The sequence below is a fragment of the Mycolicibacterium cosmeticum genome, from assembly GCF_000613185.1.
GTDB classification, from domain to species: domain Bacteria; phylum Actinomycetota; class Actinomycetes; order Mycobacteriales; family Mycobacteriaceae; genus Mycobacterium; species Mycobacterium cosmeticum.
In genome coordinates this window covers 976,477-1,000,297 of record NZ_CCBB010000001.1, presented here as the reverse complement: position 1 = coordinate 1,000,297, position 23,821 = coordinate 976,477, and the positions used below count along the sequence as shown (strand labels likewise).

General features: G+C 66.9%; 23 protein-coding genes. 14 read left to right on the top strand and 9 right to left on the bottom strand.

Annotation, left to right across the window (positions count from 1 at the left end; all coding sequences use genetic code 11):
- Positions 1-8: 8 nt before the first annotated feature.
- From BN977_RS04790 to BN977_RS04740, 11 genes are all read left to right on the top strand, one after another.
- The gene (locus BN977_RS04790; RefSeq protein ID WP_036398433.1) at positions 9-995 is read left to right on the top strand and encodes a cyclase family protein; all 987 of its coding nucleotides are present in this window, start codon (positions 9-11) and stop codon (positions 993-995) included.
- Positions 992-1,816 carry an alpha/beta fold hydrolase gene (locus BN977_RS04785; protein ID WP_036396543.1) on the top strand — a complete coding sequence of 275 codons (825 nt, stop codon included), beginning with the start codon at positions 992-994 and terminating at the stop codon, positions 1,814-1,816. The genes BN977_RS04790 and BN977_RS04785 overlap by 4 nt, the downstream gene beginning before the upstream one ends.
- 27 nt (positions 1,817-1,843) lie before the next feature.
- Complete coding sequence (locus BN977_RS04780) at positions 1,844-2,653, top strand: SDR family NAD(P)-dependent oxidoreductase (RefSeq protein WP_036396542.1); 810 nt, start codon at positions 1,844-1,846, stop codon at positions 2,651-2,653.
- A gap of 119 nt (positions 2,654-2,772) precedes the next feature.
- Positions 2,773-3,438 carry a TetR/AcrR family transcriptional regulator gene (locus BN977_RS04775; protein ID WP_234709499.1) on the top strand — a complete coding sequence of 222 codons (666 nt, stop codon included), beginning with the start codon at positions 2,773-2,775 and terminating at the stop codon, positions 3,436-3,438.
- The gene (locus BN977_RS04770) at positions 3,435-3,629 is read left to right on the top strand and encodes a ferredoxin (RefSeq protein ID WP_024452172.1); all 195 of its coding nucleotides are present in this window, start codon (positions 3,435-3,437) and stop codon (positions 3,627-3,629) included. Before BN977_RS04775 ends, BN977_RS04770 begins: the two co-directional genes overlap by 4 nt.
- 13 nt (positions 3,630-3,642) lie before the next feature.
- Positions 3,643-4,860, top strand: a complete 1,218-nt coding sequence (locus BN977_RS04765) for a cytochrome P450 (protein ID WP_036396539.1) — start codon at positions 3,643-3,645, stop codon at positions 4,858-4,860.
- Between the two features lie 27 nt (positions 4,861-4,887).
- A complete protein-coding gene (locus BN977_RS04760; RefSeq protein WP_036396538.1) occupies positions 4,888-6,057 on the top strand; it encodes an amidohydrolase family protein in 1,170 nt (389 codons plus the stop codon).
- The gene (locus BN977_RS04755) at positions 6,054-7,322 is read left to right on the top strand and encodes a M24 family metallopeptidase (RefSeq protein ID WP_024452174.1); all 1,269 of its coding nucleotides are present in this window, start codon (positions 6,054-6,056) and stop codon (positions 7,320-7,322) included. The genes BN977_RS04760 and BN977_RS04755 overlap by 4 nt, the downstream gene beginning before the upstream one ends.
- The gene (locus tag BN977_RS04750) at positions 7,312-8,445 is read left to right on the top strand and encodes a M24 family metallopeptidase (RefSeq protein WP_036396537.1); all 1,134 of its coding nucleotides are present in this window, start codon (positions 7,312-7,314) and stop codon (positions 8,443-8,445) included. Before BN977_RS04755 ends, BN977_RS04750 begins: the two co-directional genes overlap by 11 nt.
- Positions 8,438-9,406, top strand: a complete 969-nt coding sequence (locus BN977_RS04745; protein ID WP_024452176.1) for an enoyl-CoA hydratase/isomerase family protein — start codon at positions 8,438-8,440, stop codon at positions 9,404-9,406. The genes BN977_RS04750 and BN977_RS04745 overlap by 8 nt, the downstream gene beginning before the upstream one ends.
- A gap of 3 nt (positions 9,407-9,409) precedes the next feature.
- Positions 9,410-11,803, top strand: coding sequence for a CaiB/BaiF CoA transferase family protein (locus tag BN977_RS04740; RefSeq protein ID WP_036396536.1), 2,394 nt, complete (start codon positions 9,410-9,412; stop codon positions 11,801-11,803).
- Between the two features lie 11 nt (positions 11,804-11,814).
- Here BN977_RS04740 and BN977_RS04735 read toward each other — a convergent pair whose 3' ends face one another.
- The 9 genes from BN977_RS04735 to BN977_RS04695 all read right to left on the bottom strand — a co-directional run bounded on the left by BN977_RS04735 (position 11,815) and on the right by BN977_RS04695 (position 20,159).
- The gene (locus tag BN977_RS04735) at positions 11,815-12,888 is read right to left on the bottom strand and encodes an NAD-dependent epimerase/dehydratase family protein (protein WP_024452178.1); all 1,074 of its coding nucleotides are present in this window, start codon (positions 12,886-12,888) and stop codon (positions 11,815-11,817) included.
- Positions 12,889-12,891: 3 nt separating this feature from the next.
- A complete protein-coding gene (locus BN977_RS04730; protein ID WP_024452179.1) occupies positions 12,892-13,737 on the bottom strand; it encodes a mycofactocin-coupled SDR family oxidoreductase in 846 nt (281 codons plus the stop codon).
- A 190-nt stretch (positions 13,738-13,927) separates the two neighbouring features.
- Complete coding sequence (locus BN977_RS04725; RefSeq protein ID WP_081664359.1) at positions 13,928-14,647, bottom strand: TetR/AcrR family transcriptional regulator; 720 nt, start codon at positions 14,645-14,647, stop codon at positions 13,928-13,930.
- Positions 14,648-14,782: 135 nt separating this feature from the next.
- Complete coding sequence (locus tag BN977_RS04720) at positions 14,783-15,592, bottom strand: acyl-CoA dehydrogenase family protein (protein WP_024452181.1); 810 nt, start codon at positions 15,590-15,592, stop codon at positions 14,783-14,785.
- Positions 15,593-15,594: 2 nt separating this feature from the next.
- Positions 15,595-16,746 carry an acyl-CoA dehydrogenase family protein gene (locus BN977_RS04715; RefSeq protein ID WP_024452182.1) on the bottom strand — a complete coding sequence of 384 codons (1,152 nt, stop codon included), beginning with the start codon at positions 16,744-16,746 and terminating at the stop codon, positions 15,595-15,597.
- The gene (locus tag BN977_RS04710) at positions 16,743-17,273 is read right to left on the bottom strand and encodes a nuclear transport factor 2 family protein (protein ID WP_084172401.1); all 531 of its coding nucleotides are present in this window, start codon (positions 17,271-17,273) and stop codon (positions 16,743-16,745) included. The genes BN977_RS04715 and BN977_RS04710 overlap by 4 nt, the downstream gene beginning before the upstream one ends.
- Complete coding sequence (locus BN977_RS04705) at positions 17,251-18,498, bottom strand: metal-dependent hydrolase family protein (protein ID WP_036396535.1); 1,248 nt, start codon at positions 18,496-18,498, stop codon at positions 17,251-17,253. Before BN977_RS04705 ends, BN977_RS04710 begins: the two co-directional genes overlap by 23 nt.
- 1 nt (position 18,499) lies before the next feature.
- Positions 18,500-18,829: a hypothetical protein gene (locus BN977_RS04700; RefSeq protein ID WP_024452185.1), complete on the bottom strand. Its 330-nt coding sequence runs from the start codon at positions 18,827-18,829 to the stop codon at positions 18,500-18,502.
- Positions 18,822-20,159 (bottom strand): aromatic ring-hydroxylating oxygenase subunit alpha, encoded by a 1,338-nt coding sequence (locus BN977_RS04695; protein WP_024452186.1) that lies wholly within the window; start codon positions 20,157-20,159, stop codon positions 18,822-18,824. The genes BN977_RS04700 and BN977_RS04695 overlap by 8 nt, the downstream gene beginning before the upstream one ends.
- Positions 20,160-20,457: 298 nt before the next feature.
- Between BN977_RS04695 and BN977_RS04690 the strand changes: the two genes are divergently transcribed.
- The 3 genes from BN977_RS04690 (at position 20,458) to BN977_RS04680 (ending at position 23,790) form a co-directional block, all read left to right on the top strand.
- Entirely contained in the window at positions 20,458-21,756 is a 1,299-nt protein-coding gene (locus BN977_RS04690; protein WP_036396534.1) for an amidohydrolase family protein, read from the top strand.
- An 80-nt stretch (positions 21,757-21,836) separates the two neighbouring features.
- On the top strand, positions 21,837-23,015 hold the full coding sequence (locus BN977_RS04685) for an acyl-CoA dehydrogenase family protein (protein WP_036396533.1): 1,179 nt from the start codon (positions 21,837-21,839) through the stop codon (positions 23,013-23,015).
- A 13-nt stretch (positions 23,016-23,028) separates the two neighbouring features.
- On the top strand, positions 23,029-23,790 hold the full coding sequence (locus BN977_RS04680) for an SDR family NAD(P)-dependent oxidoreductase (RefSeq protein WP_036396532.1): 762 nt from the start codon (positions 23,029-23,031) through the stop codon (positions 23,788-23,790).
- Positions 23,791-23,821 lie beyond the last annotated feature (31 nt).

Sequence of the window (23,821 nt, the reverse complement as noted above, 5' to 3'; positions counted from 1 at the left end):
TGTCCACCATGCAGGACTTCCGCCGGGTCGCCGACGACGTGCGTAACTGGGGCCGGTGGGGCGCCGACGACGAACTCGGCACCCTGAACCTCATCACCGCCGACAAGGTGGCCGAGGCTGCCGCCCTGGTCAAGCGCGGCAAGGTGATCTCACTGGGCGGTGACTTCGGGTCCAACGGCCCGCAGGGAGCGTTCAAGTTCCGGTTCAACCCGATCCACGTGATGACCGTGGACGGCGGCGACGCCGAAACCCTGGTCCGGTACGCTCCGGAGTGGGCCCGCAAATCCGTTGCCCAAGAGCTCAGTTCGTTCTTCGTCGACAACATCTTCCGGTTCAACGACGACATGATCACCATGTCGCTGCAGGCCGCCACGCAGTGGGACGCGCTGTCCCACGTCTATTACGAGGACAAGCTGTACAACGGGTTCCCGGCGGACTCGGTGACCAGTCTCGGGGCCTATCGCTGCGGTATCGAAAAGGTCGACGGTAAGGGCATCGTGTCGCGCGGCGTGCTGCTCGACGTGGTTGCGCACCGCGGCGAGGAGGTGTTCTGCGCACCGGGACGGCCCATCACGCCGGGAGAACTCGACGACATCGCCGCCGCGCAGGGAGTGCGGATCGGTGCCGGCGACATCGTGGTGGTGCACACCGGATGGTGGACCCGGTTCCTGTCCACCGGCGACGGGCACGAGGCCGGGTCCGGGCTGCACTGGACCTGCGCGTCGTGGTTGCACGACCACCAGGTCGCGGCCGTCGCCTCGGACAACCTGATGGTCGAGGATCCCGACCCGGCCAACGGTGTGGAAGGCACCTTCCTGCCGATGCACATGCTGTGCCTGCGCGATATGGGGCTGATGCTGGGCGAGTACTGGGACCTGACCGGTCTGGCCGCCGACTGCCGGGCCGACGGCGTGTACGAATTTCAGTTGATCGCACCGCCGCTGAAGGTGGTGGGGGCGGTGGGGGCACCGGTCAGTCCGATTGCGATCAAATGACATTCACCCGCAAGACGATCAGCGTCGACGGCTTGGTGACCGGCTACCTCGAGGCGGGCACGGGCGATCCCGTCGTGTTGCTGCACGGCGGTGAATTCGGCGCCAGTGCCGAGCTCGGCTGGGAGCACACCATCGGCGCGCTCGCCCGGCACCACCGGGTGCTGGCCCCGGACATGCTCGGCTTCGGTGCATCGGCGAAGGTCGTCGACTTCAACGACGGTCGCGGCATGCGGATCCGGCACATCGCCCGGTTCTGCGACATCCTGGGCATCGACCGGGCGCACTTCGTCGGCAACTCGATGGGCGCGATCAACCTGCTGGTGGACACCACGTCCGAGAGGCCGGTGCTGCCGGTGCGCAGCCTGGTGGCGATCTGCGGTGGCGGGGACATCCAGCGCAACGAGCACACCGCGGCGCTGTACGACTACGACGCCACGCCCGAGGCGATGCGTCGCATCGTGACCGCCCTGTTCTGCGACCCCGCCTACCCGGCCGACGAGCAGTACGTGCGGCGGCGGTACGAGTCGAGCATCGCCCCGGGTGCCTGGGAGTCGTTGGCGGCGGCGCGTTTCCGGCGCCCGGGACTGGAGCCGCCGACCACCCCGTCGTCGGAGCGGGCCTACCACCGCATCCCGGTGCCGGTGCTGGTCGTCGAGGGCGCCGGTGACAAGCTGCTGCCGCCCGGGTGGGCCGCCGAAATCGCCGCCCAGATCCCGGACGGGCGGTCGGCGGTCGTCGAAGGGGCGGGCCATTGTCCCCAGATCGAGCAGCCCGCCGCGCTGAACGCGCTGGTGTCGGACTTCCTGAAAGGTGTGCCATGACAAGCGAGAAGCGCAGCGGGATGGCTCATGTCTGAGGAACTGGACGGCAAGGTCGCCATCGTCACCGGTGGCGCGTCCGGTCTCGGCGCGGGCCTGGTGCGCCGTTTCGTGGCCGAGGGCGCGCGGGTGGTGATCGGTGATGTCGAGGCCGAGCGCGGCGCCGAGCTGGCGGCCGAACTCGGCGGCAAGGCGGTGTTCCTGCGCTCCGATGTCACCGATGTCGAGCAGATCAGCGCCCTGGTGGACACCGCTGTGCACACGTTCGGCGGCTTACACGTCATGGTCAACAACGCCGGGGTCTCGGGCACCATGCACCGGCGGTTCCTGGACGACGACCTCGCCGATTTCGATGCGGTCATGCGGATCAACGTGCGGGCCGTGATGGCGGGTACCCGCGACGCCGCGCGCCACATGGCCGAGCACGGCGGTGGGTCCATCATCAACCTCACCTCCATCGGCGGGATCCAGGCAGGTGGGGGAGTGCAGACCTACCGCGCCTCCAAGGCGGCGGTCATCCAGTTCACCAAGTCGGTGGCAATCGAATTGGCACACCATGAAATCCGGGTGAACGCCATCGCGCCCGGCAATATCAGGACGGCGATCGTGGCCAAGTCGGCCTCGGCCGAGGACCGCCAGCGGCTGGACGAGTTCGAGGAGAAGATCCGCGCCCAGATGCGCGCCGACCGGCCGCTCAAACGCGAGGGCACCGTCGACGACGTCGCCGAGGCGGCGTTGTACTTCGCCACGGACCGGTCGCGTTACGTCACCGGCACGGTGTTGCCGATCGACGGGGGCACGGTGGCGGGCAAGGTGCTGGCGCGCAAGGAGAACAGCTAGACGCGGCGCCGAGATCGACGTTCGGTCGGGTTCTTCTCGAACTCTTTCGCCCAAACGAGCATATCGGCGGATTAAATCAAGTGCTTGACTTAATTACAGGAGGAGCGTTGACTGTAACGGTGACAGCTGCGAGATCCCTGCGTTCGGAGCGGGCCAGCGGTACCCGCGAGTCGATCCTGGTGGCCGCGGAACGGCTCTATGCCGAACACGGTGTCTTCGCCGTCTCCAACCGTCAGGTGAGTGAGGCTGCCGGACAGGGCAACAACGCCGCGGTGGGTTACCACTTCGGCACCAAGACCGACCTGGTACGCGCGATCGAGCACAAGCATCGCCAACCGATCGAGCTGCTGCGCGAACGGATGATCGCGGCCGTCGCGGGTTCGGAGGAGTTGCGCGACTGGGTGGCTTGTCTGGTCTGCCCGCTCACCGACCACCTTGCCGAACTGGGAAACCCCACCTGGTACGCCCGTTTCGCCGCGCAGGCCATGACGGACCCCGAATACCACACCATCGTGGTCAAGGACGCGCTGAGCTCGCCGTCGCTGGTGCACGTCATCGGCCGCATCAACGCCTGCCTGCCCGACCTGCCCGCCGAGGTCCAATTCGAGCGCAACATCATGGCGCGCAACCTGTTGATGCACAGCTGCGCCGACCGTGAGCGCGCGCTGGCCGCCGGTGGCGCGGCCGTCGCCGGCCGAACCTGGAGCGCAGCCGGCGCCGGCCTGATCGACGCGATCGTCGGACTGTGGCGAGCGCCGGTCACGGGCGCCCGAGGCGCGTCATGAAAATAGTTGTGCACCAGGACAAATGCGTTTCCTCCGGGCAGTGCGTCCTGAATGCGATGGACCTCTTCGACCAACGCGACGATGACGGAGTCGTCGAGTTGCTCGAACCCGAGCCCCGCCCCGACCGATTCGACGACGCCCGCCGAGCCGCGGCGGCCTGCCCGGCCCTGGCCATCGACATCCACGACTGAACCGAGGAATCACGTGTCCGAGACGTTGACCGAAGTAGACATCCCCGATTACCCGATGGAACGCGATGTCCGGTGCCCGTTCGCGCCGCCACCACCCATGCTCGGGAATCCCAAAGGGCTGTTCCGGGTGAAGATCTGGAACGGCGATACCCCGTGGTTGATCACCGGGCACGAGGAGGCGCGCACGCTGTTCGCCGATTCGCGGGTCAGTGTCGACGACCGTAGGTCCGGATTCCCGCACTGGAACGAGCACATGCTCGCCACCGTCGACAAGCGACCGCGGTCGGTGTTCACCTCGGATGCCGAGGAGCACACCCGATTCCGCCGGATGCTGTCCAAGCCGTTCACCTTCCGGCGCGTGGAGGGGCTGCGCCCGGCGATCCAGAAGATCACCGACGAGTGCATCGACGCGATTCTGGCCGGCCCCCAACCCGCCGAGCTGGTGTCCCAGCTGGCGCTGCCGGTGCCGACCGTCGTGATCAGCGAGATGCTGGGTGTCCCATACGAAGACCACGAATTCTTCCAGGAACACGCCAACGCCGGCCTGGCGCGCTACGCCGCCGCGGACGCCATGCAGAAGGGCGCGATGAGTCTGCACCAGTATCTGATCGACCTGGTCGAGGAGAAGCAGGCGCACCCCGGCGAGGACGCGGTGTCCGACCTGGCCGAGCGGGTCACCGCGGGTGAGATCAGCGTGAAGGAGGCGGCCCAGCTGGGCACCGGCCTGCTCATCGCCGGGCACGAGACCACCGCCAACATGATCGGCATCGGGATCCTGGCCCTGCTGGAGAATCCCGACCAGGCCGACTTCCTGCGTAACGCGCAGGATCCCAAGGTGATCGCCAACGCGGTCGAGGAATTGATGCGCTACCTGTCCATCATCCAGACCGGCCAACGCCGGGTCGCCATCGAGGACATCGAGATCAGCGGTGAAACCATCCGGGCCGGCGAAGGCATCATCATCGACCTGGCACCGGCCAACTGGGATGCCAAGGCATACCCGGAACCCGACAAGCTGGACCTGAGCCGGGATGCCGGCCAACAGCTGGGCTTCGGCTACGGCCGGCACCAGTGCGTGGGCCAGCAGCTGGCCCGCGCCGAACTGCAGATCGTCTTCCACACCTTGCTGCGCCGCATTCCCACCATGCGCCTGGCCATCCCGCTCGACGAGGTGCCGTTCAAACACGACCGCCTCGCCTACGGCGTCTACGAACTGCCCGTTACCTGGTAACCGACGGCCCGATTGGAGTAACCACCGATGTCTGCTCTGACCACGCTCTACCCGCCCGAGGGCTTCGGCGCGCCCAAACACCGCAAAGGCCACGCCACGCGTGAGCTGGGACTGCCGGCCGGAACGGAGATCTTCTCGGCCGACAATCACATCTCGGTGGCCGACGACATCTTCTACGAACGGTTCCCCGACGACCTCAAGGGTGCCGCGCCGCGTATCTGGTATGAGGACGGCGCCTACATGGTCGGGATGAAGGGCAAGGCCTGGACCGGTGGCGATTTCGGCCGGGTCCTCATGCAGTACGACGATCTGGCCGGTGCGGCCACCAACAACATCGAGGCCAGGATCCGGGAGCTGCGCGAGGACGGCATCGACAAGGAACTCGCCTTCCCCAATGCGGTGCTGGCGTTGTTCCACTACCCCGACAAGGGCATCCGGGAACGGGTGTTCCGGATCTACAACGAGGTGATGGCCGAGTTGCAGGAGCGCAGCAACGGCCACTTCTACGGCGTCGGCCTGATCAACTGGTGGGATCCCGCCGGAACCCGGTCCACCCTCGAGCAGTTGAAGTCGCTGGGCCTCAAGACCTTCCTGCTGCCGCTGAACCCCGGTAAGGACGACGAGGGCAACATCTACGACTACGGCAGCACCGAGATGGATGCCGTGTGGGACGAGATCGAGGCCGCCGGCCTGCCGGTCAGCCACCACATCGGGGAGACGCCTCCCAAGACACCGTGCCAGCACAACAGCGTCGTCGTCGGGATGATGGTCAACGTCGACTCGTTCCGTGAACAGTTCGCCAAGTACGTCTTCTCCGGCATCCTGGATCGCCATCCGTCGCTGCGGATCGGCTGGTTCGAGGGCGGTATCGCCTGGGTGCCCACCGCCCTGCAGGACGCCGAACACATGCTGGCCTCGTACCGCCACATGTTCAACCACGAACTGCAGCAAGACATTCGGTACTACTGGGACCATCACATGAGCGCATCGTTCATGGTCGATCCGCTCGGTCTGCGGTTGCTGGACGAGATCGGCGTCGACAACGTGATGTGGTCCAGCGACTACCCGCACAACGAGTCCACCTTCGGCTATTCGGAGAGGTCCCTCGCCACGGTGGTGGACGCGGTGGGCCCGGAGAACGCGGTCAAGATCGTCAGCACCAACATCCAGAAGTTCCTGGGGCTGACCACCGCATGACCACGTCGACGCAGCCCGGCGTCACCCAGATCGCCCGCACCGGATACAGCCGGCTGGACATTCCCGCCGAGCCGGACCTGGTGCGGTTGCGCAGGGAGGTCGGTGCCCGCCTGCACGCCGCAATGGCCGAGCAGGGCGTGGACGCGCTGGTCCTGCTGGGTAACAGCAACGTCATGTACGCCACCGGCATCAGCTGGCCACTGGCCGATGCCGGCCTGTCGCACGTCGAGCGGCCGGTGGCCGTCGTGCTCGCCGACGACGCTCATCCGCACCTGTTCCTGCCGTTTCGGGAGGGTGCGGCGATGGAGTCCGGTCTGCCCGACGACCACCTGCACGGCGCCGTCTACCTCGAATTCGAGGAGGGCGTAGGCGAATTCGCCAAGATTCTGGCCGGGCTGGTACCCGCCGGAGCCACCATCGGCGTCGACGAGTTGACCGGTGCGATGCGCCGGGCCGGCAGCGCGCTGTTCCCCAGCGCACCGGTGGATGCGGCCGCCGTGGTCGGTGCGGCGAAACTGGTCAAGACCATCGACCAGATCGCGTGTATCCGGCGCGCCTGCCAGATCACCGAACAGGCCGTCGGGGAAATCCAGCAGTCCTTGACTCCCGGGGCGCGCCAGATCGACCTGTCCGCGCAATTCGTCCGCCGCACTTTCGAACTCGGCGCCACGACCAACATGTTCGACTCCATCTGGCAGGTCATGCCGGCGTCCCGGGCCGAAGGCACCTGGACCACCACGGGCGACCTCGCACTGCCCCTGCTGACCACCGAACGAGAGGTTGCCCAGGGCGACGTGTTGTGGACCGACGTGTCGATCGCCTATCACGGCTACTGCTCCGACCACGGTCGCACCTGGATCGTCGGTCAGGATCCGACACCGGCCCAGCAACAGCAGTTCGACAAGTGGCGTGCCATCGTCGACGCCGTACTCGCGGTGACCAAGGCCGGTGCGACCTGCGGGGACCTGGGCCGGGCGGCCACCGCCGCCGCCGGGGGCCGCAAGCCCTGGTTGCCGCATTTCTATCTGGGCCACGGCATCGGCACCAGCGCGGCCGAAATGCCGATGATCGGGACGGATCTCGGCCAGGAATGGGACGACACCTTCGTCTTCCCCGCCGGCATGTTGTTGGTCTTCGAGCCGGTGGTCTGGGAGGACGGCACGGGTGGCTACCGCGGCGAGGAGATCGTGGTCGTCACCGAAAGCGGCTGGATGCCGCTGACCGCATATCCGTACGACCCGTATGAGGTGCCCAGTGGGAGTTGACATCGAGGCCGACGACCGCGCATTGCGCTTCAGCCGTCGGGAGCGCGCCCTGGCGCAGATGCAGGCCCACGACCTCGACGTGCTGGTACTCGGCAGGCAGGCCAACGTCCGCTACATCTCCGGTGCGCCACAACTGTGGGTGGTGGGCACCCGGCCGTTCGGGCCGATCTGCACCTTCGTCCGCGCCACCGGTGAGATCCACCTGAACAGCACGTGGGACGAGGGCATCCCGGAGGAGATCCCGCACGAGCACCTGTACGGCCTGGCGTGGAACCCGATGACGCTGATCGGCGTGCTGCAGAACATCACCGGCACCGCCACCGCACACCGGGTCGGAACCGATGCGCTGACACCCACCTTCGCGACGTTGTTGCCGATGGCCTTCCCCCAAGCCGAGCTGGTCGACGGTGAGGAGGCGATGCGTGCCGCCCGGCGGGTCAAGACGCCCGAGGAGATCGCGGCCTTGCGGCGAGCACTGCTGGTCGCCGAGGAGGGGCTGGCCCGTGGCGTGACGCAGTTGGAACCGGGAATCACCGAGCAGGTCCTGGCGGGCGCCGTGCTCGAGGCCGAGGCCGCCGGCGGGGTCAGCACCCCCGCCACCCAGGACGCGGCCTGGGTGACCTCCACCGAACACCCCTGGCGGCGCGCGGCCGGGGACGGCCGGGTGCGGGAGGGTGACCTGGTGGCGCTGTCCGCGGGTGTGCTCGCCGACGGATATGTCGGCGAGGTGGCCAGGACGGTGCACGTCGGCGAGCCGACCGAGGCCGTCCGGTCGCTGTTCCGGCGCCGGGATGACCTGTGGGGCAGACTGATCGACGCTTGCCGTCCCGGCGCACCGGCCAGTGCGCTGCTGGATGCCTACGCCCACGCCGGCGAGCGGTTGCCTGCCATGCCGGTGGCACACGGCCTCGGTCTGGGTTTCGACCCGCCGGTGGTCTCGCCGGACTTACGGGCCACCGCGGATTCGGAGATCCTGGAGCCGGGCATGGTGCTCGCCGTCACCGGTTACGTCTGGGAGCAGGGCGTGGGCGCGGTGTTCACCCGGGATGCGGTGTTGATCACGGCCGACGGTGCCGAGGTGCTCACCAATGCCCCGTTGTACGGAGAAGCGGCCCATGCCTGATCGGCCCTCCCCGGAGGAGATCATCCTCTACCGCAAGGACCCCGCGACCAAGATCGCCACCATCACCTTCGACAGGCCGGAATTCCTCAACGCGCCGACGTCGATGGCCCGGCTGCGGTACGCCGACATCCTGCGGGCGGCCAACACCGACAACGAGGTCAAGGTGGTGATCATCCGCGGTGTCGGGGACAACCTGGGCAGCGGTGCCGACCTTCCGGAGTTCATGGAGGGCAACGACAACCCGGCGGCGCGGCTGGCGGAGTTGCGGCTGGATGACGACGATGTCGCAGGCATCGGCGACGTGGCGTACCCCCCGAAGGGGACGTTCCGCAATGGCGCCACCATCAGCGCCTGGTACGCCAACTCCCAGGCCGGGAATCGGGCACTGCAGGATTTCAAGAAGATCAGCATCGTCGAGGCCAAGGGCTACTGTTACGGCTGGCATTTCTATCAGTGCGCCGACGCGGATCTGGTCATCTCCAGTGACGACGCCCTGTTCGGGCATCCGTCGTTCCGGTACCACGGCTGGGGTCCGCGGATGTGGACGTGGGTCCAGATGATGGGGCTGCGCAAGTTCCAGGAGATGGTCTTCACCGGCCGGCCCTTCACCGCCGCCGAGATGTATGACTGCAACTTCCTCAACAAGGTGGTGGCCCGCGACCGACTCGAGGCCGAGACCGAGAAATATGCGCTGGCGTGTGCGCGGAACCGGCCGGTGGACACCATCTTTCAGCAGAAGATGTTCTTCGAGATCTTCAAGCAACAGCAGGGTGAGTACATGGGCAGCCTGCTGTCGGCCTTCTTCGAGTCGATGGGCAACGGGGTGGCCAATGACAGTGACGATGACCTGGACATGTTCGAGTCCATCGATACCGGGCTGGCGGCGGCGGTCAACGACAACGACAGCAAATTCCCACCCGAGTTCCGGCTCTCGAAGAAGAACCGGGCGAAACCCGAATAGGCCATGAACCCACCACTGACCGGCTACACCGTCGTCGACCTGTCCAGCGGGATCGCCGGCGGATACGCCACCAAGATCCTCGCCGACGGTGGCGCAGACGTCATCAAAGTGGAAGCCCCGGAGGGTGATCCACTGCGCGGCTGGTCGGCCTCGGGCACCGCACCCGGCGCCCTGTTCGCCTTCCTGGCCGGCGGTAAGCGCAGCGTGATCGCCGACCGACAACTGCTGGACCGGCTGCTCGCGGGCGCGGATGCGGTGGTGTGGTCACCGGAGTCCACTGCGGCGCAATCGGTTTCACCCGTCGACTTGCATCGCCGGCATCCGCACCTGATCGTCACGGCCATCACCCCGTTCGGTCTGGACGGCCCGTGGAGTGCCCGCCCCGCCACCGAGTTCACGCTGCAGGCATGGTCCGGCGGCGCGATCGGCATCGGCCGCGGCACCCAGGACCGGGCGCCGGTCACCATCGGCGGCCAGGTGGGCGAGTGGCTCAGCGGGGCCTACGCCGCCGCGATGACGCTTGCGTTCCGGGCGCGAGCACTGCGCGACGGGCATGGTGAACTCATCGACCTGTCCAAGCTGGAGGCGCAGATCCTGTGCCTGACCTATTACCCGGTCACCTACTTCGAAACGCTCGGGCGGCCGTGGCGGACCGAACGCCGGCCGACGGTGCCTGGGGTGGCGCAGGCCGCCGACGGGTTGGTGGCACTCGGTTGCGGCACCGCCCAGCAGTGGTGGGATCTGTGCGCCATGTCGGGGCATGAGGAATGGATCGACGAGACCGCCGAGCTGACCATCACCGAGCAGGCCAATCGGCACGCCGACGAGCTGTACGAGTGGATCCGCCGGCAGCCGGCCGATGAGTTGCGTGATATCGCGGCGGCCTTCCGGATCCCGAACGCACCGGTCGGCAACGGCGAGAACGTCACCGCGATGGACCATTTCGTGCTACGCGAGACCTTCGTGCCCAACCCGGCCGGTGGATTCGTCCAGCCAGGACCGCCGTACCGTTTCACCGGCGCCGCGCTGCGCGCGCCCGCACCCCCACCCGCCCTCGGCGAGCACACCGACGAGGTGCGCGCGGCCGCCCTGCCGCCACGCCCGGCGCCCACCACGCCTCACGACCGGGACCGGTTGCCGTTCACCGGCTTACGCGTCCTGGACATGACGACGTTCTGGGCGGGACCGTCGTGCACGCACGCACTCGGCATGCTCGGGGCCGATGTCATCCATCTGGAATCGACCTCGCGCCCCGACGGCACCCGGCTGATCGCCGGGATCCCCAGCACGGTGGAGCAGTGGTGGGAGCGTTCGCCGATCTTCAGCGCGCTCAACACGAACAAGAAAAGCGTGACGATCGACTTCCAGACCGAGGCGGGCCGTGAACTGCTGCTGCGCTTGATCGCCGAATCCGACGTGGTGGTGGAGAATTTCACCCCGCGCGTCATCGACCAGCTGGGCCTCGACTTCGACGCGGTGAAGGCGCTGCGCGATGACATCATCATGGTGCGCATGCCGGGCTTCGGGCTCGACGGGCCGTGGCGGGACAACCCGGCTTTCGCCTACATCATCGAGGACGTGTCCGGGTTGAGCTGGCTGACCGGCTATCCGGACCGCACCCCGGTCGAGCCGTATTCGGTCGGTGACCCGAACGCCGGTGTGCACGCCCTCAACGCGTTGCTGTTGGCGCTGGAACACCGCCGCACGACCGGGCAGGCCGTACTGGTCGAGGCGGCCATGGTCGACGCCGCACTCAACATCGCCGCCGAGCAGGTGATCGAGTATTCGGCCACCGGCGCGTTGTTACACCGCGACGGCAACCGGGGTCCGGTCGCCGCACCCCAGAACCTCTACCAGAGTGCTGAGATCGACGAGTTCGGCCGAGACGACAGCTGGGTGGCCATCGCCGTCCAGAGCGACGAGCAGTGGCAGGCGCTGCGTTCGGCCCTCGGCGCACCGGACTGGGCATGCGATCCGGCGCTGGAGCACGCGGAGGGGCGCCGTGCCGCCCACGACGCGCTCGACGAGCGGCTGGCTGCGTGGTGCCGCGCCCGCACGGGTGATCAGATCGTCGACCTCCTCTGGCCGGCCGGCGTGCCGGTGGCGAAGGTGATGCAGCCACACCGGCAGACCGAGCTGCCCCAGCTACGGCATCGCCGCTTCTTCGAGCATGTCGGGCACCCGGTGAACGTCGCTGCCCCGCACAGCACCCTGCCGGTGAAGTTGGTCGACGGGCCGACGACCTTTCACCGTGAACCGGCCCCTTTGCTCGGTGAGCACAACCACGAGGTGCTCACCGCGCTCGGCCTGACCGACGACCAGATCGAAGCCTTGGCCGACGACGGCGTGATCGGCACCGAACCGGGCAGGGCCGGCCGGCACAAGGCCGTGCGCTGAATCGGCGCGGCTCAAGGCCGCTGCGCGGAGTCCAGTCCGGTCGGGCCGAGCCGCGCGCTGAGCACCCGCCACGGATCGGCATAGATGCCGGGCGAATTGCGGTAAGCACCTTGACGTTTCACGAACGCCCGGGCCAATGGCGCCATCATTCGGGTCGGGTGGCGCTTCCAGCCGGTCTGGGCCCGGATCTCGTCCAGCATGGCCGGCCAGGAGTGATGCTGGAACTTCAGCACCTCCTGAGCCCGGGTGGTGTCCATCCAATCGGTGATGAACCAATCGTCGTCGCTGTCGGGATCACCGGGGCGTCCGGGCGGCAGCACACCGGGCAGTCCCCGAGCGGCGGCCAGCGCCGAACCGACATCACCTTGGCGCATCCGATGCGTCTCGTCACCGGCGATCAGCAGGATCTCGCCGACCGCGTCGGCGACGGTGGCTGCGGCGAAAGCGCTTGCCACGTCCCGCACGTCGACCATGTGGATGCGGTTGTCCACGGGCAATGCGCTCTCGAAGAAGAGTGCGTCCAGACTGAACGTCATGGCGCTCAGATCGGTGCTCATCACGCCGCCGAGTCGCAGCACCACCCAATCCAGTCCTGACGCCCGGACATACGCCTCGGATTCCAACTTGTGTCCGCCGTACAGCTCGGTCGGGCGGGGCGGGGTCTCGGCGGTGACCGGATCCGGGTGACGATGCGGATTACGGGAGCCGTACACCGCGTTGCTCGATGCCTGCACGAAGCGCGGGGGAGCGGGGGCAGCGACCGCGGCGTCCACCAACGTCTTGGTGGCGTCCACGTTGACCTTGCGGGCCAGGCCAGGGTTGCGGTAGATCGGCGGCGGGATCACCGCGGCCAGGTGGATGATCGCTTCCGGCGCGACGTCGGCGATGAGCCGCTGAACCTCGGCGGGGACGGTCAGGTCGGCCCAGCGGGCTTCGGCCTCTGCCGGAAGCGCCTGTGCCTTGGCACGATTCGCGTCGGTGCCGAGGTCGGTGGCCACCACCCGGCGGCCTTCGGCCGCGAGTGCTCTGACCGTGGCCGAGCCGACGAGACCGAAGGCCCCGGTGACCAGGACGGTGTCGGACATCGATTACTTCAGGCAGCTGCCGGCGTCCACCGGCAGCGTGACGCCGGTGATGTAACGCGCCTCATCGGAGGCGAGGAACAACACCGCATTACTGATGTCCACCGCGTCCACCCACGGGATGGGCAGCGTGTGGAACAGCTGACAGATGGGTGCCATGTCGTCCGGTCCGGGGTTGTCCAAGTCCGGACGGAACATCTTGAACGTGCCCTCGTTGTGCAGCATCTGGGTGCTCACATGGGTGGGGTGTACCGAGTTGGCGCGGATATTGTGCTGCCCGAGCTCGACGGCGAAGCTCCTCATCAGGCCGACGACACCGTGCTTGGCCGCCACATAGTTGCCGCAGTGCGGATAGGCCTTGAGGCCGCCGACGGAACTGGTCAGGATGATCGATCCTCCGCGTCCACCCGAGATGATGTGCGGGACAGCGGCTTTGACGGACTTCCAGACGCCCGACAAGTTGATGTCGATCATCTCGTCCCAGTCCAGCTCGGTGGTCTCGTGCAAGACGTCGCCGCCGTTGCCGATCCCGGCGTTGGCGACGATGATGTCCAGGCGGCCCAGCTGCTCGACGCCGCTGTCGACGGCGGCCTTGACGGCGGCCGCGTCCCGGACGTCGACCTCAGCGGTGACGATGCGGCGGTTCAGGCCTTTGACCAGATTCGCGGTCTCCGCGAGATCGTCCGGCGTGGATGCCGGGATGGCGGTCTCCACGCCCGGGCGGATGGGTCCGCAGATATCGATGGCGATGATGTCGGCGCCTTCTTCGGCCAGCCGCACGGCATGGCTGCGACCCTGTCCACGCGCGGCACCGGTGACGAACGCAACCTTGCCCTCTACCCGCCCAGCCATGTGTCCTCGCTTCTCCCTCGAGTCTGTGTGCGGCCTCTTTGGCACTTGCTCAGCACTCTGTCACCGCTGGTTGCCCCATGTCAATGACAGATTCAAATCGGGACAACTAAACTCTTTGCTTAGAAGAATGTCGTTCTCATGCGGTATGGCGGTAACCCTGCGCCGGAAGGCATGCGGGGACCGGCGGCGACTAGCTGGGGCCGGCGAAACCGTGCGCGATGAAGTCCCAGACTTCTTGCGCGGAGATCGGCTTGTTGGTGGCGTCGTCGCTGCCACTGGATTGGGCGACGAACATCACGGTCTGCATGGTCATCGCGGCCATCCGGCGGGGGTTGACGCCCGGGCGCAGCTTCCCGGCTTCGGCGGCCTCCTCCATCAACTCGGTGAGCAGCGCCAGTAGGGGAGCGTGCGCCACCTTCACCTCGGAGGGGTGCGACACCAGCAGGCGGGGTGCGAAGTCGGTGAACAGCGGTCGCTTGGCGGTGGGGTCCGGACGTGAGGACTCGAACAGCAACTCGATGGCGACCTTGAGCCGGTCGAGCGGATCGGACTGGCTGGCGGTGGCGGCCCGGATCTGATCGGCCGAGCGGCTCAGCGCATCCTCGAACAAGGCGAGCAGCAACTCATGTTTTCCGTCGAACTGCAGGTAGAAGCTGCGCAGCGACTGGCGGGAGCGGTCGACGACCTCCTGCACGGTGAAGTCCGTGCTGCCCTTTTCGATGATGATCGACTGGGCGGCGTCGAGGAAACGCTGCACGCGCTGAGCGGCGCGGAGTTTGGCGGTCTTGATGGACCGCTCGACCGCACGCTGCTTCCAAGCGGGCTCTTCGTTTGCGCTGGTCACCGGCTGCTCAGCTGCCTGCCGATTCGGGAGAACATGAGTGGACTGTACCGGAGAACGCCTGGGCATCGCGGTGCTCGCCCCCCTCCGTACGCTCGTGTCGGAGATTCTAGCTTTCTCATGATGAGAATAGTATTCTCATTTTCGCCTTTGCATAAGGGCTACCGGGAAAGCCGCTTTCCGGACCGCTCGGCGATGGAGAAGCTACAACTGCGCCAGCCGGGGCGCCGAGCCCCTGGCTCGCAGGCCGGCGCCGGCCTTCTTGGTCAGCTCCCGCGAACTGCCGAGCAGGCCGTCGAGCACGAGGGCGCGCTTCACGTGCCGATGCAGATCGTGTTCCTCGGTGAAGCCGATGCCGCCGAGCACCTGCTGGCAATGCTTGGCGGCGGTCAGCGCCGCCTTGCCCGCCGCGGCCTTGGCGAGCAGCGCGGTCAGGTCCGGGTTGTCCGCGCCGGGCAGGGTCAGTGTCGCCTCGGCGCCTTCGATGGCCACCAGCGTCTCGGCCAGCCGGTGCCGAACGGCCTGGAACGAGGCGATGGGCTTGCCGAATTGCACCCGGTCCAGCGCATGCCGGCGTGCCAGCGACAGCATGGCGCGAGCGGAGCCGACCAGCCACCAGCCCACCGCGACCCGGGCTTCGGCCACCCGGATCGGGTAGCCCTCGTCCTCGCGACGCAGCGGGAGCCCGCCGAGTGCCGAGCCGCCTTCGGTGGCGACCCGGTCCCACACCACCCAGCCGTTGCCGGTGTAGGGCAGCGGCAGCTCGACCGTGTCGCCGATGGTGTTGCCGGTCGCGTGCAACACGACGTCGACGAGCACCGAAGCGTGCGAACCGGTTTCGCCGAGCAGTCGGAAGACCAGCGGCACCGCCAGCTCGGGGACGTCGGTCAGCATCTCGGCCCAGCCCAGTTCGGTGAGCGCCGCGTCGAGCGCCGGACCGGAGGTGGCGAGCATGGTCTTGCGAAGGGTGTCTTCCAGCAGTGTCAACGACTCGGGATCGAGTGCCGTGGTCATCGTCAGTCCTTCCCGAGGTCCAGCAGGCGGCGGGCGATGATATTGCGCTGCACCTCGGCGGTGCCGCCGTAGATGGTGGCCGCCCGCGAGTACAGGTACTCGGTGCGCCAGTCGGTGTCCTCGAGCTCGACGACACCCGGGAGCAGATCGCGGGCAGTGTCGTAGAGGCGCTGTTCGGCCCCGGCCAGCAACACCTTATCGACCGAGGTGTCCGGGCCGAGCCTGTGCCCGTCGGCCAGCCGGTGCTGCGTGGCACGGGACCGGCAGCGCAGGGTGTGCAGCGCCAGGTAGGCCTCACCCATGTCCGAATCCACCACCTGCCCTTGCCCTTTGACCTCCGCGATCAGGGCGTCGAATCGTTCGTACAGATACGTGATGCGTTGCCAGAAGCAGGTCGAGCGTTCGTAGGGCAGCAGGTCCATCGCCAGTTGCCACCCGTCGCCCGGCTTGCCGAGCATCCGGCTAGCGTCGACCTCGACGTTGTCGAAGTACACCTCGCAGAACTCGTCGACGTCGTGCATGGTGTGCAGCGGGCGGATGGTGATGCCCGGGGTGTCGGTGTCGATGAAGAACGCGGTGATATTGGCGTGGGGCGAGCGAAGTGACGGGAAATCAGCATGTGGCGGGGCGTCGGGCGCGCCGGTGCGCGCCAGCAGGATGCACCGGTGCGAGAACTGGGCGAAACTGGTCCACACCTTCTGCCCGTTGATGATCCACTTGCCGTCGCGCTCCTCGGCCCTGGTGGTCAGCGACGCCAGGTCGCTACCCGCGCCGGGCTCGGAGAAGCCCTGGCACCACTGCTCTTCGCCGCTGAGTAGCTTGGGCACCATCTCGGCGGCCAATTCCGGTGTGGCGTAATCGATCATGGTCGGCGCCAGAACTTCGAGCATCGAGTACGGTCCCGGCTCGGCCAGCCGTCGGCCCACCACCTCCTCGCCCACGATGGCGCGCAGCATCGCCGGTCCGCCGAGCCCGCCGGCGTGTTCGGGCCAGCCGTACCGGCTCCAGCCGGCCTCGTACAGCGCCTTCTGCACTCGAGCGAACTGCCGCATGTGCCCTTCGAGCGAGTGGTCGTCCGGTGGGGTGAGGTCGGACTCGGCGAGCCAGGTGCGCAGCGCGGCGCGGAAATTCTGGGGGTTGTGGAGATCGGTCATGCTTCTGGAGCCGCTCGGCCGGCGACGTCGGCCGTAGGAGCCGCTCGGCCGGCGACATCGGCCGTAGGAGCCGCTCGGCCGGCGACATCCGCTGTGGGTCGGCCGATCGCGTGCGGCCGGCCGTGGTCGTGGGCACCGCTGCGGCGGATGAAGGTCATGGCCCTGGTTTTCAGCCGCCACCCGGCTTCGGTGCGGACGTAGGTGTCCCGGTAGTAGCCGATGCGCATGTCATGTGCGGAATGCTCGATGAAGCACAGCGGCTGGGTGCCGCTGGCGGTGTCGGCGCCCTCCGTGAGATCGACCAGCGCGGTGCCGGTCATGAACAAGCCCTTGGGTGCGGCGTCCACCAGAACCGGAAAACGTTCCAGCGCATAGGTTTCCCCGAAGGCGCTGTACGTGCCGTCCGGGGTGAAGACGCTGACCAGGCCGTCGATGTCACCCTGGGTGATGGTGACCGCGTACTTGGCCAGCAGCTGCTGGATCTCGACCAGGTCGTCTGTTCGGTTAGGAGCCATCGGCGTACTCATTCTTGTAGACCTTACCGCCCTTCATTACAAATGTAACCGACTGTGTAACGGTAATGTCGTCCAGGGGGTTGCCGGGGACGGCGATGATGTCGGCGAGCAGTCCGGGGGCGAGTCGGCCGCGGTCGTCGGCGTTGATGAGGTCGGCGGCGATGGTGGTGGCCGAGCGCAGCACGGCGGCCGGGGGCATGCCCCACTCCACCAGGGTGACCAGTTCGTCGGCGTTGCGGCCGTGGGGGATGGCCGGGGCATCGGTGCCGACCGCGATCTTCACCCCGGCCTCGTAGGCGGCCTTGATCGAGGTTTCGGCCTTCGGGAACATCTCGGCGGCCTTCTGCTGCAGTGCTTTCGGTGCGTGTGAGACGTCCATGGCCTGGGCCAGCCGGCGGGTGGTGACCAGGAATCGGTCGTTGTCGACGAGCATCTGGATGGCTTCGTCGTCCATGAGGAAGCCGTGCTCGATGCAGTCGATGCCGCACGCCACGGCGTGTTTGACGGCCTCGGCGCCGTGCGTGTGGGCGGCCACCCGCAGTCCGCGGCGATGGGCCTCGTCGACGATGGCGCGCAGTTCCTCGTCCGAATAGTGCTGGGCGCCGGCCTCACCCGTCAGCGACATGACGCCGCCGGACACGCAGACCTTGATCAATTGCGCGCCGTGTTTGATCTGGTAGCGCACCGCCTTGCGGATCTCGTCGACCCCGTTGGCGATGCCCTCTTCGACGGTGAGTTCCAGTGCACCGGGCATGAAGGCGGCGAACATGGTGGGGTCGAGGTGGCCGCCGGTCGGGGTGATGGCGTGCCCGGCGGGCACGATGCGGGGCCCGTCCACCCAACCGGCGTCGATGGCTTTGCCCAGCGCCACGTCCAACAGGTAGCCGCCGGTCTTGACGAACAGGCCGAGGTTGCGCACGGTGGTGAAGCCGGCGCGCAGGGTGCGTCGGGCGTTGCCGACGGCGCGCAGGACGCGGGTGGGTGGGTCGTCCTGGACCTGGGACAGGCCGGGGTTCTCGCCGCGGCCGCCCATGAGCAGGTTGACCTCCATGTCCATCAACCCGGGCAGCAGGATGGCGTCGCCGAGATCGATCACCTCGTCGTCGACGCCGATCGCCGAATCCGGTGCGCCGTCTGCCACGGCGATGATCCGGTCCCCGTCGACACGAACGATGCCGGGGCGAACGATCGCCCCGGCATCGACGTCGAGAAGACCCGCAGCTCTGAGGGTCAACACGTCAAACCACCGGCTCCTTGATCAGGTTGATGTACGCCGCGCCGCTGTCCAGTACGCGCGGCTGCTTCCACACCTCGACCGGGAAGCTGACCTGGACGATCGACTGGCCCAGGTGCACCAGCGCTTTGGCGTCCGCCGGCATGCTCGACAGCGGGAAGCGTGCGTCGACGTAGACCATGATGTCCTCGAGGCGCGCCATGCCGGCGTCGTAGAGGTCCTGCATCTCGTCCATGGTCGAGGCGAGGCGCTTCTGGTAGCGCTCCTCCTCGGTCGGCAGGCACCAGTCGCTGAACCGCTCCAGATCGGCGAATTCCTCAGGCAGCTTAGACATTTACCTGCTCCTTTTCCGACGCCTTCGCGGCGCCGTTGCTCGCGCCGTTGGACGTGGCCGCTTGTTCGGCCTTGTACCGGTCGACGTACTTGTGTGCGGTGTGGTGCAGGTGGCGCAGCAGCACCTCCTGATCACACAGCGGGAAGTCGAGCACCGCGCGGGTACCGATCTGGGTCTGCGTGGCTTCCAACGTGTTGGCGTCCTGGAACGCGTACTCCTTGAACGTCACCGCGGCGAGTTCCTGGGAGAGACGCTCGCGCAGGTTCTTCGGCGGCACGAAGTACAGGTCCGCTTCGAAGATGTGGCTGTCCACACCGGTCGGCCAGTAGTTGTACGTCAGGTACCACCCCGGCACCCAGAACAGCAGGGTGAAGTTCGGGAAGAACTCGAACGAGTCCTGGCCCCAGGTCTTGTGCCGGCCCGGGTTGATCGCCGGCGGCAGCTCGTCGGGAAGGATGCCCTTGATATCGGGCCGATCCCACGGACCGAACAGGCCGCTGTGCAGGATGCGCTCGATGGGCTTGACCATCTTCAGGTCCTTCGGCGGCGACATGCCGCCCCAGGACGAGATCATCGAGTGGTCACCCTTGATGTCGTAGTGCAGGGCTTCGAAGCCGAACTTGGCCAGCTTCTCGGCTTCCTCCTTCTCCGCCTGCTTCATGTGCAGGATCGGCGCGTGGTAGAACTCGACGAACGCGTCGATGAACAGCTTCCAGTTGGCCTTGATCTCCGAGCGGTAGCTGTAGTGCTCGGTCATCTCGTGGAACGGGTAGCCCTTCAGGCCCTGGCCGAATTCGCCGAGGTACTCCTCCAGTGACACCGCGTCGTCGTCGAAGTTGACGAAGATGAAGCCTTCCCAGACCTCGCAGCGCACCGGCTTGAGCGGGTAGTCGGCCTTGTCGATGTCGAAGAACTCCTGTTCCTGCTGGATGAACGTGAGCTCACCCTGGAGGTCGTAACGCCAGGCGTGGTACTTGCAGACGAACTGGCGGCAGCTGCCGGACACCTCCTCGCCGGGGTAGTCGTTCCACACCAGCTTGTTGCCGCGGTGGCGGCACAGGTTGTAGAAGGCCCGGATCTGGTCACCGTCGTTGACGATGATGATCGACGTGCCGGCCCCGACCGAGGGCAGCTCGCGGGTGATGTAGCGACCCTTCTTGGGAATCAGTTCCACGCGGCCCATCTGCAGCCACGTCTTACGGAAGATCGCCTGCTGCTCCAGCTTCCAGTGCTCGGGGTCGATCGAATCCTCGTAGTTGACCGGGGCGGTCCCGAGCTCGGGCCAGTTCTCGGTCCAGCTGCCGGCAGCCGGTTTCGGGAAAAATGCCACGGTGTACCTCTCCTGTGTGCGATGTGGTCGGGACGAACCCGGGAAACGCTCCCGCGGTCGTCTTCTCCGCTACGAGAATCATATTCTCATATCTGACTAACAGATTTCCACCTTTTGGTCGTATGGTCAATGGCGGGGATCGTGGATGCGGTCCGGCGGCAGGTCGGCGTTCGGCGAAAAAGCGCGGTCAGGGGCTCAAGGGCGAGGCTCGGACATTGATTCTCGCAGTATGAGAAGTTAGTTTGCATCTATGGAGAATCAAGCTCGACGAGCGTGACGGATCGGCGAAGGGACAGCTATGCACCACGACGACATGATTCTGATCAGCGTCGACGACCACATCATCGAACCGCCCGACATGTTCAAGAACCACCTGCCGGCCAAGTACGCGGACGAAGCGCCGCGGTTGGTGCACAACCCGGACGGATCCGACACCTGGCAGTTCCGCGACACAGTCATCCCCAACGTGGCGCTCAACGCCGTCGCGGGCCGGCCCAAGGAGGAGTACGGCCTGGAGCCGCAGGGCCTCGACGAGATCCGGAAGGGCTGTTACGACGCCGCCGAGCGGGTCAAGGACATGAACGCCGGCGGCGTGCTGGCCACCATGAATTTCCCGTCGTTCCCCGGTTTCGCCGCCCGGCTGTTCGCCACCGAGGACGCCGAGTTCTCGCTGGCCCTGGTGCAGGCCTACAACGACTGGCATATCGACGAATGGTGCGGTTCGCATCCCGGCCGGTTCATCCCGATGGCGATCCCGGCCATCTGGGACCCGAAACTGTGCGCCGCCGAGATCCGCCGCGTGTCCGAGAAAGGCGTGCACTCGCTGACCTTCACCGAAAATCCCGCCGCCCTGGGCTACCCGAGCTTCCATGACCTGGAGTACTGGAAGCCGGTGTGGGATGCCCTGGTGGACACCGACACCGTGATGAACGTGCACATCGGATCGTCGGGCCGACTGGCCATCACCGCGCCGGACGCGCCGATGGACGTGATGATCACCCTGCAGCCGATGAACATCGTGCAGGCCGCGGCCGACCTGCTGTGGTCGGCCCCCATCAAGGCCTACCCGGACCTCAAGATCGCCCTGTCCGAGGGCGGCACCGGCTGGATTCCCTACTTTCTGGATCGGGTGGACCGCACCTACGAGATGCACTCCACCTGGACGCACCAGGACTTCGGCGGCAAGCTGCCGTCCGAGGTGTTCCGGGAGCACTTCATGACATGTTTCATCTCCGATCCCGTCGGCGTGAAGAACCGGCACATGATCGGCATCGACAACATCTGCTGGGAGATGGACTACCCGCACTCGGACTCCATGTGGCCGGGCGCACCCGAGGAACTGGGCGCGGTGTTCGACACCTACGACGTGCCCGACGACGAGATCGACAAGATCACCCACGCGAACGCCATGCGGCTCTACCACTTCGACCCGTTCACGCAGATCCCGCGCGAGCAAGCGACCGTCGGCGCGCTGCGCAAACAGGCTGCCGGACACGATGTTTCGATCCAGGCGCTGAGCCACCAAAAAGACCGGGCCGGCTCGAGCGTCGCCGACTTCACCGCCAGCGCCCGCGCGGTGAGCGGCGTCAAAGACTGATCACGGCGACACGGGCGCCGGCGCGGCAGGCGCGCCGGCGTACCGCCATGCGAATCGAGGAGACGTAGATGTCCGGCGGAATGAACTTCGAGCCGACCGAGGACCAGCAGCTGATCCGCAAGTCGGTGGCGGAGCTGGCGGCCAGGTTCGACGACCACTACTGGATGCAGAAGGACCAGGCGCACGAATTCCCGACCGAGTTCTACGACGCCATCGCCGCCGGCGGCTGGCTGGGCATGACCATCCCCGAGGAGTACGGCGGTCACGGCCTGGGCATCACCGAGGCCACCATCCTCGCCGAGGAGGTGGCCCGCTCCGGCGGTGGGATGAACGCCGCCAGCTCCATCCACATGTCGATCTTCGGCATGCAACCGGTGGTGGTGTTCGGCTCCGACGAGATGAAGGCCGCCACCCTGCCCCGGATCGCCAACGGTGACCTGCACGTCTGCTTCGGTGTCACCGAACCCGGTGCGGGCCTGGACACCTCGCGCATCACCACGTTCGCCAAGCGCGATGGTGACGCGTACGTCGTGAACGGGCGCAAGGTGTGGATCTCCAAGGCGCTGGAGTCGGAGAAGATCCTGCTGTTGACCCGCACCGAATCCCGGGACGACGTCGAGAAGCGCGGCGGTAAACCGACCGAAGGGCTGACGCTGTTCCTCACCGACATCGACCGCGACCACGTCGACATCCGGCCGATCAGGAAGATGGGCCGCAACGCCGTCAGCTCGAACGAGGTGTTCATCGACGATCTGCGGGTCCCGGTCTGTGACCGCATCGGTGAAGAGGGCAAGGGCTTTTCGTATATCCTGCACGGGCTGAATCCGGAACGGATGCTGATCGCCGCCGAAGCGCTCGGCATCGGCCGGGTGGCGCTGGACCGGGCGGTGAAATACGCCAACGAGCGCGTCGTGTTCGACCGGCCGATCGGGATGAACCAGGGCATCCAGTTCCCACTGGCCGACTCGTTGGCCCGGCTGGACGCCGCCGAGTTGATCCTGCGCAAGGCCACCTGGCTGTACGACAACGGAAAACCCTGCGGCCGGGAAGCCAACATGGCCAAGTATCTGTGTGCGGATGCCGGGTTCTCGGCGGCGGACCGCGCACTGCAGACCCACGGTGGGATGGGCTACTCCGAGGAGTACAACATCTCCCGGTTCTTCCGCGAGTCACGTCTGATGAAGATCGCGCCGGTGAGCCAGGAGATGATCCTGAACTTCCTCGGCACCAATGTTCTGGGCCTGCCCAAGAGCTACTGAAGGAGCCCGACCGATGGCACGAACCTATTTCGATCTGACCGGGCGCTCGGCGCTGGTGACCGGCGCCGGGGCCGGTATCGGCGCCGGGGTGGCCGAGGCGCTGGCCGCGGCGGGAGCGGCCGTGCTGGTCACCGATATCAGTGCGGAGGCGGCGGCGACCGTCGCCGAGCGGATCAACACCGCGGGCGGCAAGGCCGACAGCGCACCGTTGGACGTGAGCGACCGGGACGCGGCGGTGGCCGCGGCGGCGCAGGCCGCCGGCCTGGGGTCGGGCAGCCTGCACATCGTCGTCAACAACGCCGGGGTGACCTCGCCCGCGATGTTCCCGAAGCTGACCGACGAAACCTTCCGGCTGACCTTCGACATCCACGTGATGGGAACCTTCCACGTCACCCAGGCGGCGCTGCCGCACATCCCGACCGACGGGACCGGGCGCGTCATCAACGTGACGTCCTCGGCGGGAATCACCGGCACGCTGGGCCAGGTCAACTACTCGGCGGCCAAGGCCGGCATCATCGGCATGACCAAATCGCTGGCCCGCGAGCTCGCGCCGAAGAGCATCATGGTCAACGCGCTCGCTCCGCTGGCGGCGACCCCGATGACCGAGACCATCCGCACCAACGAGAAGTTCGCGGCCAACATGATGAACCGCATCCCGCTCAAACGCTGGGCCGAGGCCGAAGAGGTCGCCGGCGCGTTCGTGTTCCTGGCCTCGGATGCCGCGTCGTACATCACCGGGCAGGTGCTGCCGGTCGATGGCGGCATGGTTATGTGAAGTGGTGAGCGAGTTTACGAGCGAACCACGA